This is a genomic window from Bradyrhizobium sp. Arg237L (assembly GCF_029990105.1).
Lineage (GTDB): Bacteria > Pseudomonadota > Alphaproteobacteria > Rhizobiales > Xanthobacteraceae > Bradyrhizobium.
On sequence record NZ_JAQMIL010000041.1, the window covers coordinates 37,901 to 52,152 of the forward strand.

At 60.9% G+C, this 14,252-nt stretch carries 16 protein-coding genes; 13 read left to right on the forward strand and 3 right to left on the reverse strand.

What is annotated here, in order from left to right; translation table 11 throughout:
* The first annotated feature begins 8 nt into the window (after nt 1–8).
* The 9 genes from OZ411_RS23875 to OZ411_RS23915 all read left to right on the forward strand — a co-directional run bounded on the left by OZ411_RS23875 (nt 9) and on the right by OZ411_RS23915 (nt 7,402).
* A complete protein-coding gene (locus OZ411_RS23875) occupies nt 9–1,055 on the forward strand; it encodes an alpha/beta hydrolase (protein ID WP_282529912.1) in 1,047 nt (348 codons plus the stop codon).
* A gap of 62 nt (nt 1,056–1,117) precedes the next feature.
* Nucleotides 1,118–1,585, forward strand: coding sequence for a cytochrome P460 family protein (locus tag OZ411_RS23880; RefSeq protein ID WP_282529941.1), 468 nt, complete (start codon nt 1,118–1,120; stop codon nt 1,583–1,585).
* Between the two features lie 96 nt (nt 1,586–1,681).
* Nucleotides 1,682–2,047 (forward strand): ArsC family reductase, encoded by a 366-nt coding sequence (locus OZ411_RS23885; protein WP_282529913.1) that lies wholly within the window; start codon nt 1,682–1,684, stop codon nt 2,045–2,047.
* Between the two features lie 79 nt (nt 2,048–2,126).
* A complete protein-coding gene (locus tag OZ411_RS23890) occupies nt 2,127–2,816 on the forward strand; it encodes an RNA polymerase sigma factor (RefSeq protein ID WP_282529914.1) in 690 nt (229 codons plus the stop codon).
* Nucleotides 2,817–2,909: 93 nt separating this feature from the next.
* Nucleotides 2,910–3,428 (forward strand): DUF4142 domain-containing protein, encoded by a 519-nt coding sequence (locus OZ411_RS23895; RefSeq protein ID WP_130581323.1) that lies wholly within the window; start codon nt 2,910–2,912, stop codon nt 3,426–3,428.
* A gap of 22 nt (nt 3,429–3,450) precedes the next feature.
* Nucleotides 3,451–3,783 (forward strand): cupredoxin family copper-binding protein, encoded by a 333-nt coding sequence (locus tag OZ411_RS23900; protein WP_165421324.1) that lies wholly within the window; start codon nt 3,451–3,453, stop codon nt 3,781–3,783.
* 102 nt (nt 3,784–3,885) lie between these two features.
* Nucleotides 3,886–4,803 carry a DUF427 domain-containing protein gene (locus tag OZ411_RS23905; protein ID WP_282529915.1) on the forward strand — a complete coding sequence of 306 codons (918 nt, stop codon included), beginning with the start codon at nt 3,886–3,888 and terminating at the stop codon, nt 4,801–4,803.
* Nucleotides 4,804–4,838: 35 nt separating this feature from the next.
* On the forward strand, nt 4,839–6,602 hold the full coding sequence (locus tag OZ411_RS23910) for an MOSC and FAD-binding oxidoreductase domain-containing protein (protein ID WP_282529916.1): 1,764 nt from the start codon (nt 4,839–4,841) through the stop codon (nt 6,600–6,602).
* 308 nt (nt 6,603–6,910) lie between these two features.
* Complete coding sequence (locus tag OZ411_RS23915; RefSeq protein WP_282529917.1) at nt 6,911–7,402, forward strand: cupin domain-containing protein; 492 nt, start codon at nt 6,911–6,913, stop codon at nt 7,400–7,402.
* Nucleotides 7,403–7,479: 77 nt separating this feature from the next.
* Here the strand turns inward: OZ411_RS23915 and OZ411_RS23920 are convergent, their stop codons facing one another.
* Entirely contained in the window at nt 7,480–8,361 is an 882-nt protein-coding gene (locus OZ411_RS23920; protein ID WP_282529918.1) for an FkbM family methyltransferase, read from the reverse strand.
* A 417-nt stretch (nt 8,362–8,778) separates the two neighbouring features.
* Here OZ411_RS23920 and OZ411_RS23925 point away from each other — a divergent pair, with 417 nt between their 5' ends.
* Nucleotides 8,779–9,708 carry a class I SAM-dependent methyltransferase gene (locus tag OZ411_RS23925; RefSeq protein ID WP_245476827.1) on the forward strand — a complete coding sequence of 310 codons (930 nt, stop codon included), beginning with the start codon at nt 8,779–8,781 and terminating at the stop codon, nt 9,706–9,708.
* Between the two features lie 206 nt (nt 9,709–9,914).
* Here OZ411_RS23925 and OZ411_RS23930 read toward each other — a convergent pair whose 3' ends face one another.
* Together OZ411_RS23930 and OZ411_RS23935 are read right to left on the reverse strand one after the other, a co-directional pair.
* Nucleotides 9,915–10,433, reverse strand: coding sequence for an AAA family ATPase (locus OZ411_RS23930; RefSeq protein WP_130584360.1), 519 nt, complete (start codon nt 10,431–10,433; stop codon nt 9,915–9,917).
* Nucleotides 10,434–10,555: 122 nt separating this feature from the next.
* Nucleotides 10,556–11,158, reverse strand: a complete 603-nt coding sequence (locus OZ411_RS23935; protein ID WP_130584359.1) for a PAS domain-containing protein — start codon at nt 11,156–11,158, stop codon at nt 10,556–10,558.
* A gap of 336 nt (nt 11,159–11,494) precedes the next feature.
* On the opposite strand from OZ411_RS23935, the gene OZ411_RS23940 reads away from it, so the two are divergent.
* The 3 genes from OZ411_RS23940 to OZ411_RS23950 are packed head-to-tail and all read left to right on the forward strand — an operon-like array spanning nt 11,495 to nt 14,249.
* On the forward strand, nt 11,495–12,250 hold the full coding sequence (locus OZ411_RS23940) for an ABC transporter ATP-binding protein (protein ID WP_028166030.1): 756 nt from the start codon (nt 11,495–11,497) through the stop codon (nt 12,248–12,250).
* Nucleotides 12,243–12,989 (forward strand): ABC transporter ATP-binding protein, encoded by a 747-nt coding sequence (locus tag OZ411_RS23945; RefSeq protein WP_282529919.1) that lies wholly within the window; start codon nt 12,243–12,245, stop codon nt 12,987–12,989. The genes OZ411_RS23940 and OZ411_RS23945 overlap by 8 nt, the downstream gene beginning before the upstream one ends.
* A gap of 39 nt (nt 12,990–13,028) precedes the next feature.
* Nucleotides 13,029–14,249, forward strand: a complete 1,221-nt coding sequence (locus OZ411_RS23950; RefSeq protein WP_130582314.1) for an ABC transporter substrate-binding protein — start codon at nt 13,029–13,031, stop codon at nt 14,247–14,249.
* The last annotated feature ends 3 nt before the right edge of the window (nt 14,250–14,252 follow it).

Here is a 14,252-nt window from a genome sequence, read left to right on the forward strand (position 1 = left end):
AGATCGCCATGTCCCAGAATATCAACCAGAGCCGTCGCCGCTTCTTCGGCGTAGCCGCCGGAACCTTCGCCGCCGCCCAGTTCGGCCTGATCGGGCCCAGCCATGCGCAGGGCGCCAAGAAGGCCACGCTGCCCGCGGCGCGGCCGGGGGCGAATACCTCGTTCGGACCGTTGAAGCAGATTGACGCTGGCCTTCTCAATGTCAGCTATGCCGAGGCGGGACCCGCTGATGGTCCGGTGGTGATCCTGCTGCACGGCTGGCCCTACGACATCTACAGCTATGTCGACGTCGCGCCGCACCTCGCGTCCGCCGGCTATCGCGTGATCATCCCTTACCTGCGCGGCTATGGCCCCACGCGTTTCCTTTCCGATGCGACGTTCCGGAACGGCCAGCCGGCCGCGCTCGCGGTCGACATCGTCGCGCTGATGGATGCGCTCAAGATCGAGAAGGCGACGCTTGCCGGCTACGACTGGGGCGCGCGCACGGCCAACATCATCGCCGCGCTCTGGCCGGAGCGATGCAAGGCGATGGTCTCCGTCAGCGGTTACCTGATCGGCAGCCAGGAGGCCGGCAAGATGCCGCTGCCGCCGAAGGCCGAACTGCAATGGTGGTACCAGTTCTATTTCGCCACCGAGCGCGGGCAGCAGGGCTATGACAAGTACCGGCACGACTTCGCCAGGCTGATCTGGCAGCTCGCGTCGCCGAAGTGGCATTTCGACGACGCCACCTTCGAGCGCAGCGCGAGCGCCTTCGACAACTCCGATCACGTCCGCATCGTCATTCATAACTACCGCTGGCGGCTCGACCTCGCCAAGGGCGAAGCGAAATACGATGATCTGGAGAAGAAGCTCGCGACATTCCCTGTCATCACGGTGCCGACCATCACCATGGAAGGCGACGCCAACGGCGCGCCGCATCCGGAACCGAGCGCCTACGCCAAGAAATTCTCCGGCAAGTACGAGCACCGCCTCATCACCGGCGGCATCGGCCACAATCTACCGCAGGAGGCCCCGCAGGCCTTTGCGCAGGCCGTCATCGATGTCGATAACGCCTGATCGAAAAGCAGCACGGGTCTCGAGATATGCGACAGAATCTGAAATGGGCCCTGGCGGCCCTGATGGTGACGTGCGCTGCGACGGCGGCGCCCTTCGCCGCGAGCCTTGCCGATGATGGGGCGTCGCCGATCTTCGGCGTCAGGATTCCCGACGGCTATCGCGACTGGAAACTGATCGCCGTCGGGCAGGAGGTCGGCCTCGATGAACTCCGGGGCGTCCTCGGCAATGGCACCGCGGTCAAGGCCAGTCAGGGCGGCGCGCTGCCGTTTCCGGACGGAACCGTCTTCGTCAAGCTCGCCTGGAAGCATGTCCCGGTCGAAGGCCTCGACGGCGCCTTCATCACGGGCTCGCCCACCACCGTCCAGGTCATGGTCAAGGATTCCGCCAGATACGCCTCCACCGGCGGCTGGGGTTTTGGCCGGTTCGTCGATGGCAAGCCCGTGGACGAGGCTCAGCACCGGACCTGCTTCGCCTGCCATGAAGCCCACGCGAAAGATCACGATTTCGTCTTCACGCGCTACGGACGTTGAGAACTCCGCGGGAATTCACAGGAGGCGTGGCGCCCGATCTGGCGCAATGGCCGTTGCGAAGCTACTTTCTCGCGGCAACGCTTGCGAGGAATGGCTTTGAGCATCACCATCTACGGCATCAAGAACTGTGACACCATGAAGAAGGCGCGCGCCTGGCTCGACGGCCATGGCGTCGCCTATGATTTCCACGACTACAAGACAGCCGGCATCGCCAAGGACCAGCTGAAGCAATGGAGCGACGAGGTCGGCTGGGAAACGCTGCTTAACCGGGCCGGCACCACGTTCAAGAAATTGCCTGATGCCGACAAGGAAGGCCTGAACGAGCGCAAGGCCCTGGCGCTGATGACGGCGCAGCCGTCGATGATCAAGCGGCCGGTGCTCGACCTCGGCGGCAAACTCCTGGTCGGTTTCAAGGAAGACGTTTACGCCAAGGAAGTGAAATCGCGCGGCCGCAAGGGGTAGGGCGTGGACGATTTCCGGGAACCTCCGCGCCTCGGCCGCATCTACTCTCGTATCCGTTAGAAATAAGGGCGAGAACGCCATGCAATCGGCCACCACACCCAAGTCTGGGCCGGCTGCGGCCGGCGACGTCGAACTCGTCAAGCGTGCATTGACCCGCGACGAGGCCGCCGTTCGCGCCATCATTAAAGCCAACAACCGCAGGCTTTTTCGGCTGGCGCGCGGCATCCTGCGCAACGACAGCGAGGCTGAGGACGTCGTCCAGGAAACCTATGTCCGGGCCTTCACGCATCTTGCCGATTTCCGCGGCGCGTCCAGTCTGTCAACATGGTTGTCGCGGATCACGATGAATGAGGCGCTGGGACGGCTGCGCCGCGAGCGGCCCGGCGTCGAGATTTCGTCACTGCCGCAAGGCGCGCTGGAAGCCCAGATCATCCAGTTCCCCCTGATGTCCACTGCAGACGATCCCGAAAAATCCATGGCTCAGCGCGAAATTCACAAAGTCGTCGAGGCCGCGATCGACGAACTGCCGGAGGCGTTTCGCCTCGTCTTCATCACGCGTGTGGTCGAGGGCATGAATGTCGAGGAGACCGCCGAACTTCTTGACCTGAGGCCCGAGACGGTGAAGACGCGGCTGCACCGCGCCCGCGCCATGCTGCGCGACAATGTCGAGAAGAAGATTGGGCCTGTCATCATGGAGGTGTTCCCGTTTGCCGGCCGCCGCTGCGACCGCCTGACCGAATCCGTGCTGCAACGGCTCGGCTATATCTGAAGAATTCCGGGAACCTCGGGCGCCGATCGCCATCCAACTCCTGTCAAACGAAATGCGCCGCCGGGAACTCGCGGCGCCACAGGAGGGTCAGACATGTTCGCTCAATTGGGAGCGGCGATCGCCGCGGTGGTGTTGTTGAGCAGCCCAGCGCTTGCCGAAAGCAAGCTCACCGATCCACAGATCGCCCACATCGCATACACCGCCGGCAATATCGATATCGCGGCGGCCAAGCAGGCGCTGACGAAGGCCAGCAACAAGGACGTCAAGGCGTTCGCGGAAGACATGGTGCGCGACCATGAGGCCGTGAACAAGCAGGCGCTTGACCTCGTCAAGAAACTCAATGTCACGCCCGAGGATAACGACACCAGCAAGGCGCTGTCGAAGCAGGCGGCCGACAAGCTCGCCGAGCTCGGCAAGCTCAAGGGCGCCGCCTTCGACAAGGCCTACATCGCCAACGAGGTCGCCTATCATAAGACCGTCGACAGCGCGCTGGAAACGAAGTTGATCCCGTCGGCCAGCAACGCCGAACTGAAGGGCTTGCTGCAGACCGGCCTGAAGATCTTTCAAGGCCACGAGCAGCATGCCGAGCATGTCGCCGCAGAGCTGAAGTAACCTTGAAGCAGAGGGGCTCCCCATGCAGCCCGGACGCCTTCGTCTGATTGCCGGCGTGCTTTCCCTTGCGGCGATGGCGGTCCCGGCACATGCGGCGACGATCACGATCGTGATGGAAAATCTGGTGGTCTCGCCGGCCGAGGCTACGGCCAAGGCCGGCGATACCATCGAATGGGTGAATAAGGACGTGGTCGCGCACACCGCGACCGCCAAGAACGGCGATTTCGACGTGATGATACCGCCGAAGAAGACCGTGACTTACGTCCTGAAGAAAGCGGGCACCGTCGACTACTACTGCCGCTTCCATCCCAACATGAAGGCGATGCTCAAGATCGACAGCGAGGCGTCGCCTTGATCGGCAGGAGGCTCATGGAACCTTGCTGCTGGTCTCCGTTCCAGGGTAGATATACTTCCGGACGTCTGCCGGCCTCGATCATCAACCTAGAGGGAGAGAGCAGTGGGACTGTCCTGGCAACAAGGCCCGCTCTCAACGGGAGCATTTGGCCGGTTCCTCGTGCCCGAACCGCTGCCCAAGCGATTGTTATACGTAGAGCGTTTGCGCCGGCGCATGCGCGTGCGTTTCGGGGAAATCTGGATCGCCGATAGCGAGCATGTCCTCCTGCTCTTCGAACCAGGGCGTTATCCGGTAGCCTACTTCCCGGAGACCGATGTTTCTCCACACGTCCTGGAACGCACCGAGCATACTACGCAGCACCCCGATCTCGGACTCACGTCCTGGTACAGCGTCCGGGCGGACGAGCAACACATCGCGCCGCGCGGGGCGTGGCAGCACACCGGTCTGCCCGCCCATGCCAGCGAATTGCAGGCACGCGTCGCGTTCGCCTGGCGTGCCATGGATGCTTTCTACGAAGAAGACGAGCGAATCCTGGGCCATGCCGCTGACCCCTACCACCGCATCGACATTCGCCAGGCGTCTCGTAACCTCGTGGTCCGCCATGGTGATCGGATCATCGCCGACACCAAGCGGCCGTTGGTCCTCTACGAGTCCGGCTTCGCGCCGCGCTGGTACGTTCCGCGCGCTGATATCGATGAGTCGGCCCTCACTCCCGTGAAACTCCAGACCTTCTGCCCGTACAAAGGACTGTGCAGCTACTACAGTATCGGTGACGCACGCCAGGCGGCCTGGTCCTATCCTGATGCCTATCCCGAGGTGCGCCGCATCTCCAACCTGGTGTCGTTCGAACCTGATATCGTCATGGTCCTTCTCGACGGCACTCAGCTCCATCTTGAGCCTGGTCAGACGGTGGTCCCGCATGGTCCCGATCGCAACCTCGACGTCGCCGAGGTGGACCGCCCTGCAAACGGGCATGAGCGGTCATCCGATGGCGGTCCCCCAGCGGCTGCGAGTGGCTAAGAAAACTTCCGGTCTCCATCAAAGCGGAGCGGGACATGGCGCGATTACTGTCGGTCAACGTCGGGCTTCCGCGCGATATCGAGTGGAAGGGGCGCACTGTACACACCGGGATCTGGAAAAGTCCGGTGCGTGGCCGCTGTCGGGCAGGGCGGCTGAATCTCGACGGAGACGGTCAAGGGGACCTGGGCGGCCACGGAGGTGAGCAGCGAGCCGTCTTCGTCTACCAGATCGAATCGTATCGTCATTGGCAGGATCAGCTAAACAGGACCGACTTCGTCCACGGACAGTTCGGCGAAAATTTCACGATCGAAGGATTGTCCGATGATGCCGTGTGCATCGGCGACCATTATCAAATCGGCACTGCGCTGTTCGAGGTCACTCAGCCTCGCGTGACCTGTTATCGCGTTGGCATTCGGATGAACGAGCCACGGATGCCGGCATTGCTGACATCCAGCGGACGGCCGGGGTTCTACTTCCGCGTCCTAAGGGAAGGCGAGGTGGGCGCCGGCGATGAAATCGTAAAGGTCGGAGAGGCGAATGAGCGAATGACCGTCGCAGAGATCAACGCGCTTCTCTATTCGCCCAATCATCCGCGTGACCGATTGGAGCGCGCCTTGCGGATCGAGGCGCTTTCGCCTGGATGGCGCTCGTCGTTTGAGGCGTTGCTGCAGAGCCAAATGACTGCCGCGGGGAGTGGCAACGCGGGGCTCGCGCCGACAGCAGCCGCGCACCCGGTTGCACCGGGATTTCAGCCGCTCGTGGTCGCGGCGATTGATCAGGAGTCCGCGGACGTCCTCTCCCTGTCGATGCAGGATCCGGATGGTCAGCCGTTGCGGCCGTCTTTGCCAGGTCAGTACATAGTCTTGCGTCTTCGACCGACCGGCGGCGGCCCGCCGCTGTTTCGCAGCTACTCCCTCTCGGGTCCCCCCTCGACGGAGCGCTATCGGATCAGCGTGAAGATCGAGCCAAATGGGACGGCCGGAACCTACCTGCGGGAGCATCTCCAGGTGGGCGATGTTCTCGACGTCAGCTCGCCGCGTGGAAGCTTCATTCTGCAGTTCGGGGAGCGGCCGGTGGTGCTGCTCAGCGCGGGAATCGGAGCGACGCCTGTCCTGGCGATGCTGCAGGCGCTGGCCGAGGCCTGCTCGACACGGCAGGTCTTGTGGCTGCATACGGCTCGCGACCGGCAGCATCATCCATTTGCCGCCGAGGTACGCCGCCTCATGCTCGGGCTCACCCGCGGCCGCAGCTATGTTTGCTATAGCAGGCCGGGCTCGGGCGATAAGATCGGCGAGGACTTCGACGCGACCGGTCATCTGTCGCAATCGGTCTTCGACGAGGTCGGCATCCCGCGAGAGGCGGATGTCTATCTCTGTGGGCCGACCCGCTTCATGGCGGACATGAAAGCCGCGCTCGCGGCATTTGGCGTGCCGCGGGAGCGGGTTCATGTCGAAATTTTCAACGGCAGCGAGTCGATGACTCCCGGTATCGTCGGCGCAGCAACGCGAGCGCCTCATCCGCCGGGAGACGATGCCAACACCGGTCCGCTGGTATCGTTCGCGCGAAGCGGCGTCGCCGCACACTGGAAAGCGTCAGCCTATCAGAGCATTTTGGAGCTGGCCGAGGCGTGCGATGTGCCGGTTCGTTGGTCGTGTCGGACCGGTGTTTGTCATAACTGTGAAAGCGGTTTGGTTTCGGGCGCGGTCGCCTATGGACCGGAGCCACTCGATCAGCCTGCCGACGGCAACGTTCTGGTTTGCTGCTCACGGCCGCTTGGTGATGTCGTTGTCGATTTGTGAATCCCGACCGATCGCGGCCCAGCCATAATCCGCGAGTTCGCTGAAACGGTCGAAAATGACCCGAACCCGACATTGTCGTTCGCTTGGCCTGCGTCAACAAAAGCTCTCTCTCACAGTCGCAAGATAGAGTAGATTGTAAGCGGCTGCGCTGGAGACGGACCGCGCCGAAATTCTGTGTGGGGCGAATGGGCAGGGACACTGCCGTAAGCGCGCACCGCCATCTCGGCAAACCATCTTGCCGCTGATTTCTACCATCCATAACGCGCGGATTCGCGCGCGGAGGTGATCAAGCTAATGGAGGAGTCACAATGAGCAGGCATATCCTTCTCAACATTGCAGCGATGACGGCGATCGGACTAGGAGCGCTGGTGGCTGGCAGCGCCGTTGGTCAGGAGACGGGCGAGCACAATGTGGTCTCGCCCCAGGACATCAAGTGGGGACCGGCGCCTCCCTCCGTTCCAGCCGGAGCGCAGGCGGCGGTGCTTTACGGCGACCCGAGCAAGGAAGGCCTGTTTGCGTTTCGGCTGAAGGTGCCGAGGGGTTATCATGTTGCTCCGCACACCCATCCCAAGCCGGAGATCGTCACCGTGGTCTCAGGGACAGCGCGCTTGGGGATGGGAACCGCGGCCGATCACGACAAGGCTCAGGTTCTTCCCGCGGGCAGTTTCTTTGCGCTGTCCCCTGGTTCGGCGCACTCTTTCTTCGCCGACGAAGACACAGTCATTCAGCTCAACAGCACCGGTCCGTGGAGCATCAACTACATCAATCCAAAGGACGATCCGCGTCAGAAGACGCAGTAGCGGGATCAATCACCGCAGTAGTACAGCGGGGGGCTCTACAGCGCAGTCTAGCTGCGGCACATTCTCCATGGTGAGCATTACACACAAAGAATGTTCTCTTCAAAGCCGAGGGCGCGACGGTTGATCCGCCGCAAATGCGTCGCATCAAGGCAGCGGTATCCGTAATCTTCGAGCCGCTCGATGATCAGCCGACCATCGAGCGGCTGGGAACGGTTTAGGTCTGTGAGAATTTCACAGAGAAGCGGGACTTTGCGGCCGTCCTTTGCCAGTACCGCCTGCATCCCGTCAAATACCGCCGATTCAAACCCTTCGACGTCGATCTTGATCAGACTTACTCGATCGAGATCAATCTTCCGTTCGCGCACATAATCATCCAGAGCGATGACACCGACGCTGATGTTCTCGGTGAGCTCCTGCGCGTGATCGAGAAAACCGGCGGCAAGTGAACTCGATCCGATGTTCGTATCATAGTTGTCGAAATTCTCCGGGCGCGGCGCAACGACGGCCATCATGGAGTTTCCGCGGAGAGCGCCGCAAGCGGTCTGATTGGCGATAATCTGATAGTCCGGATTGAGTTCGGCGAGACGTTGGATAAAGGCGAAATACTGAGGTACCGGCTCAAATGCGTGCACTTCCCCGGTCTGACCCACTAGCGACAGTGCATAAGCAGACCAGTAACCGCAGTTAGCGCCGATATCAATGAAGGTCGTTCCAGGACTCAAGAAGTGCCTGAAGATCCGTTCAAGAAACATCTCATGGGTCTGAAAAAAATACTTCGCCATCAAGCGATGCAGCGACATGTCTATTTCATACTGCACGCCATTAAAATGCGTTCTTGCGATACCAGTTGGCGCTGCTTTGACCTGCTCGAGCGCCCTACGCCGGATCATGTCGGTCAGCCGCAACGGATCAGTTAATGCGTATTTCAGGAAGAAGCGAAAACTCTTCGGAGCAATCATAATCGTCGACCCATTTAATGCCCCCATTTAAAAATCGCTATTCCAGATGGCAAATCTCCGCCAAGAATATGCCTAAACAAGGTCCTGTTGTTGGGCAAGATTGCGGTCGTAGCTCGTCCGAGCAACTTGCACCAGAACGCGATCGGCCTTCGTCATGGAACATGTTTTGAGGCTTCAGCACTTTCCGGCCGAAGAATTTGTCGCGTGCCGGACATGGCCGCGATAAACAGCAATACTCGTTTTGCCGAAATTGAGCTCAGGTGTTAGCAGATAGGTCGAAGCAACTGAGCTGCATGCTGACGTTTGGCTAACCTCGAGAGGGTTTCGTTGCATTCCACTATAACCGAAGGTGCCAGGGAGCCTGCAGACACTGCGCGCTGGAAACACCACGTTCGCTGTCCGCGGTGCTCGTCGAAATTGCGAAATCTGGACACTGACCCAGCGTGCTCGAACGCAGCCTGCGAATATAGCGCGGCAGGTTTTCCGGTCGCAGGAGGGCAGCCGGTCTTAATCGATTTTGCGACGAGTATTTTCGATCGCAAGATGTATCGCGCCGAGAACGGATCTGCGCTCGCTCGCGACCTGACCCGCCGCTCGCTTGGCTCGCGGCTTCATCGGTTCGGCTTTGGCAAGAACCCAGTCGCCGCGTCAAATTGCGCAAAGTTCGTGGAACTTCTGAAGCAACGTCGCGACCGGGCCAACGTCCTGGTCGTCGGCGGCGGAACGATCGGCTCGGGTGCAGACGAGCTCTACAACGCCACTTCCATCGAGCTGCTCGGAACTGATGTCTTCGCATCTCCTTACACCAGCTTGGTTGCTGATGCCCATAAGCTGCCCTTCGATGATGGGGTATTCGACGGCGTTTGGATTCAGGCAGTGCTCGAGCACGTCCTGGAGCCCGCAACGGTCGTTGCTGAAATTCATCGCGTGCTGCGGCCTGACGGCTTGGTTTACGCGGAAACACCGTTCATGCAGCAAGTCCACGAACGCGCCTACGATTTTTCACGGTTTACGCAGAGCGGACATCGTTGGCTGTTCAGGCGGTTCTCGGAGATCAGCGCCGGACCGACCAGCGGTGCGGGTGTGGCACTCGTCTGGTCGATCCGGTACTTCTCCCGTGCGCTCGGTGCAGGAGATAAGTTGTCCCGGTTGATCTCGCTGCCATTCTTCTGGATTCGATTTCTCGACAACGTTAGCGGGGGACGCACCGTCGCCGACGCGGCGAGCGGATTCTACTTTCTCGGACAGAGAAGTGAGGACGCGATCGATCCTAACGAGATGCCGAAGTATTACGACCAACAAGGAAATGCTATGGCGACCAAGGCAGATCGGCTTTCACGGAAGTGAGCCAGATAAGTCCTCGGGGCAATGACAAGTACTGATGGTGAAACTGTTCCTGCGCCGCGTAGACGGGCATCTGAGGCAATTGGCCGGCGGGCAGTAGGGCGTGTACTCAAAAAGCAACGAGACCTCTCGGGGCTCACATCTGCTTAGCTCCCGACAGCAGCGCGGAAGCGGACAATCCGGGATCGCTGCGTTGTGCCACAAGCGGACTAGCCGATCTTGGCGCGAACATACGACTCCGCCCGTTCGAGCAAATGATCGAATGAACCATCGGCGGTATCGAGCACCAGATGCTCTCGATCCCACGGTTCATAGTACCGGTTCACTATTTCGTCCCACGTTGGCAACCTGAGGCCACTGATGTCTGAGGTGCGGCCTTCCACCCGTTGCCGGTGCAAAACCAAGTCGCTGCAAACTACTTCGATCTCAGCGATGGGTGCCGATCTTTGCAAGGCGGTCTGTCGCCATCCGACGCGGCTTGCGAGGACTGGATTTACGCAGTCTGCTATAACGATGCGGCCGAGCTCAAGATTTTCAGCCGCCAGTGCGTTGGCTACGACGTAACCCATCGTGCCGACCGTTTGGCCTGCCTCCTGCAAGGTCTGCTCGATAGCGTCGATACGAAGATATGTAGCCGCGAGACGTCTTGTCAGCTCGCGAGAAACTGTCGTCTTCCCGGTGCCCGGAAGGCCGCCGAAGACTATGAGTATAGGTTGACGGCTTATCATGCCCGGATCATCGGCCAGTATTCCGAGGTCCGCAATGGGGCAGAAGCGGTGAGGTTCAGACCGAGCGAACGTTTTCCGGTTTGCGCCTCAAAGCAGACGCCGGGCGTTTATGAGGACATGCCCTAGTCGAATTCGAGCACGTCGGCGGCTGTGAGGCGGCCGGGGGTGCGATGGAAGAGATCGCGATCGATGACCGCGCACAGCTTTGGCACCGGCAGCTTATCGCCGCCGCGCATCAGATGCTTGATCTCGAAATGGCCGTCTTCGCAGATCGTCTTGAGCGAGGCGATGATACGCGTGATCCGGCCGTCTTCGCCAAACGGCAGGAGCAGCCGCTCATAGGCGACTGGTCGTCCATAGATGTCGTCGATATGGGCGATCGTGTAGACCGGCAGGCCGCGCGCGATGCACTCGTGGTAGACTGGCAATACGATCGGCGCGAGGCGCGGGCCCAGATAGTCGTCGAGAGCGCGGCCCTTTCCGGTGTGGCCGTAGGCATGCGCCATCCGCGTGCCCTCGCTCCGGATCGTCAATCGCGGCGGCTGACATTCAGCCTCGACCGTGTAGTGGACAAGGTCGAGCCTCTCTTCCTCTAGTCGCTCCGGCTCGTACTCGTCGACGCGTGGCGTCGACCGGTTACGGGCATACAGCCTGAGCCAGGCGTTCAGCAGATCGCGCTGCCGGATCGATTTCACGATCGATGAATTGGTGCTCTCGAATTCCAAGGTCGAAAATCCGTCCCGGGACCAGATGGCCAGAGCATCGGCTGGACGCGGAAATATTCTATGAAGGCTTGGCTGCGCGGCAAAATACCGTTAATGGCGGCTTTCCGAAGCGGCAAACCGGGGGCGGCTGCAATTCGACTATTGGAGAAGACGGAACCGATGAGGGGTGCGTCCTCGGTGCTCAGCTTTCCGCCTTGCCTAACCCATGTTGCATCGGCATATTCCGCCGCCGGGGGCGGCGGTCCGGGATGGGTTTCCGGGTTCGCGGAAAACCAGCCGGATCAGGAAAAAATTTGGCCGCGCGCGCAATCGCGGTGAGGCCGAGGGGGAAATTGTTTGGCCGACGAGTTCATTCTCGAGACCCACGGATTGACCAAGGAATTCGCGGGTTTCTTCGCCGTTCGCGACGTCGCGTTGAAAGTGCGTCGCGGCAGCATCCATGCGTTGATCGGGCCCAACGGGGCCGGCAAGACGACATGCTTCAACCTCCTGACAAAATTCCTAAAGCCGTCCGCCGGCCGGATTGCATATAAAGGGCAGGACATCACCGCGATGCCGCCGGCCGATGTCGCGCGTCTCGGATTGGTGCGCTCGTTTCAGATCTCGGCGGTTTTTCCGCATCTGACGGCACTGGAGAATGTCCGCGTCGCTTTGCAGCGCCAACACGGCAATTCCTTCGATTTCTGGCGCTCGAAAAGCGTGCTCGACCGCTATAATGCCCGCGCGCTGGAACTGCTTGACGATGTCGGCTTGAGCGAGTTCGCCAACATTCCCGCCGTCGAGATGCCTTATGGCCGCAAGCGCGCCCTTGAGATTGCAACGACGATCGCGCTCGACCCGGAGATGATGTTGCTGGACGAGCCGATGGCCGGCATGGGCCATGAGGACATCGACAAGATCGCCGCCTTGATCAAGCGCATTTCCGCGAAATACACCATCCTGATGGTCGAACATAACCTCTCGGTGGTGGCGAATCTTTCCGACATCATCACCGTGTTGACGCGAGGGCAGGTGCTCGCGGAGGGCCATTATGCCGACCTCTCCAAGGACGAGCGCGTGAAGGAAGCCTATCTGGGAGCCGGTCATGCCTGAGCTGAAAATGGCTGAAGCTCCGGCCGCAAAACGTGCGGACGCGAAGGTGTTGGCCGTGCAGGACCTCCAGGCCTGGTATGGCGAATCCCACATCCTTCACGGCATCAATTTTCATGTGAATGCCGGCGAGGTGGTGACGCTGCTCGGGCGCAACGGCGCCGGCAAGACGACCACGCTGAAATCGGTGATGGGAATCATCGGCAAGCGCTCCGGTTCGATCCGCTTCGAGAACCAGGAGATCATCCGCGCGTCCTCCGACAGGATCGCACGGAAGGGCATCGCTTTCTGCCCGGAGGAGCGCGGCATTTTCGCAAGCCTGGATGTGCGCGAAAACCTGCTGCTGCCGCCGACCGTGCGCCCCGGGGGCCTGTCGCTCGACCAGATCTTCGATCTGTTTCCGAACCTGAAGGAGCGTCTCTCCAGCCAGGGCACCAAGCTGTCCGGCGGCGAGCAGCAGATGCTGGCGATTGCGCGCATCCTGCGCACCGGCGCACGTTTCCTGATGCTGGATGAACCGACCGAGGGGCTTGCGCCGGTCATCATCCAGCAGATCGGCCATACCATTGCGCGGCTCAAATCGGAGGGCTTTACCATTCTGCTGGTCGAGCAGAATTTCCGTTTCGCATCGACGGTCGCTGACCGCTATTACATTGTCGAGCACGGCAAGGTGATCGACGGTTTTGCCAATTCGGAGCTCTCCGCCAACATGGACAAGCTCCACACCTATCTCGGCGTCTGAATTGCCGACATCAAGAAAAGCAAGAGGGACCACAATCATATGAAGAACAGGATTTCGGCGTTGCTGCTTGGCACCGCCCTGACGTTCGCCTCGGTTGGCCTCGCGCTTGCCCAGGACAAGACCGCGAAGATCGGTGCGCTCTCCGACCAGTCCGGGCTTTATTCAGATCTCGGCGGGCCCGGCTCGACGCTCGCGGCGCAGATGGCGGTTGAGGACTCCGGGCTTCTCGCCAAGGGGTGGAAGATCGACGTCATTTCCGGCGATCACCAGAACAAGCCCGACATCGGCTCGACCATCGCGCGGCAGTGGTTCGACGTCGACAAGGTCGACATCATCGTCGACGTACCGAATTCCGGCGTGGCGCTCGCCGTCAACAACGTCGTCAAGGAGAAGAACGGCGTCTACATCAACTCCGGCGCGGCGACTTCGGACCTGACCAACGCCCAGTGCACGCCGAACACGGTGCACTGGACCTACGACACCTACATGCTGGCGCATTCCACCGGACAGGCGCTGGTGAAGTCCGGCGGCGACACCTGGTTCTTCCTCACCGCCGACTACGCCTTCGGCGCCGCGCTGGAGCGCGACACGACCGCCGTCATCACCGCCAATGGCGGCAAGGTGCTCGGCAGCGTCAAGCATCCGCTCAACACCTCGGACTTCTCGTCCTTCCTGCTGCAGGCGCAATCGTCGAAGGCCAAGATCATCGGCCTTGCGAATGCGGGCGGCGACACCACCAACTCGATCAAGCAGGCCGCTGAGTTCGGCATCGTTTCCGGCGGCCAGAAGCTGGCGGCGCTGCTGTTGTTCCTCACCGACGTCAAGGCGATGGGGCTCGATGTCGCGCAGGGCCTGAACTTCACCGAGACCTTCTACTGGGACATGAATGACCAGACCCGGGCTTTCTCCAAGCGGTTCTCGGAGCGGTCGAAGGGACACGCCATGCCGTCCATGGTCCAGGCCGGCGTCTATGCGGGGCTGCGTCACTATTTCAAGGCGCTCGAAGCGCTCGGCGGCAATCCGCATGACGGCGCCAAGGTCGTGGAGAAGATGAAGTCGATCCCGACCGAGGATGATCTGTTCGGCAAGGGCGAGATCCAGCCGAACGGCCGCGCCATCCATCCGGCCTACCTGTTCGAGGTGAAGAAGCCCTCCGAATCCAAGGGGCCGTGGGATTTCTACAAGCTGGTCGCCACCGTTCCGGCCGACCAGGCGTTCACGCCGCTTTCCGAAAGCAAGTGCGCGCTGCTCAAGAAGTAACTA

Coding starts and splice junctions, on each gene's coding strand:
- OZ411_RS23895 (WP_130581323.1), top strand. CDS start 2,910: ATGTTCGCTCAATTGGGAGCGGCGATCGCCGCGGTGGTGTTGTTGAGC.
- OZ411_RS23875 (WP_282529912.1), top strand. CDS start 9: ATGTCCCAGAATATCAACCAGAGCCGTCGCCGCTTCTTCGGCGTAGCC.
- OZ411_RS23910 (WP_282529916.1), top strand. CDS start 4,839: ATGGCGCGATTACTGTCGGTCAACGTCGGGCTTCCGCGCGATATCGAG.
- OZ411_RS23890 (WP_282529914.1), top strand. CDS start 2,127: ATGCAATCGGCCACCACACCCAAGTCTGGGCCGGCTGCGGCCGGCGAC.
- OZ411_RS23930 (WP_130584360.1), bottom strand. CDS start 10,433: ATGATAAGCCGTCAACCTATACTCATAGTCTTCGGCGGCCTTCCGGGC.
- OZ411_RS23915 (WP_282529917.1), top strand. CDS start 6,911: ATGAGCAGGCATATCCTTCTCAACATTGCAGCGATGACGGCGATCGGA.
- OZ411_RS23920 (WP_282529918.1), bottom strand. CDS start 8,361: ATGATTGCTCCGAAGAGTTTTCGCTTCTTCCTGAAATACGCATTAACT.
- OZ411_RS23945 (WP_282529919.1), top strand. CDS start 12,243: ATGCCTGAGCTGAAAATGGCTGAAGCTCCGGCCGCAAAACGTGCGGAC.
- OZ411_RS23900 (WP_165421324.1), top strand. CDS start 3,451: ATGCAGCCCGGACGCCTTCGTCTGATTGCCGGCGTGCTTTCCCTTGCG.
- OZ411_RS23950 (WP_130582314.1), top strand. CDS start 13,029: ATGAAGAACAGGATTTCGGCGTTGCTGCTTGGCACCGCCCTGACGTTC.
- OZ411_RS23880 (WP_282529941.1), top strand. CDS start 1,118: ATGGTGACGTGCGCTGCGACGGCGGCGCCCTTCGCCGCGAGCCTTGCC.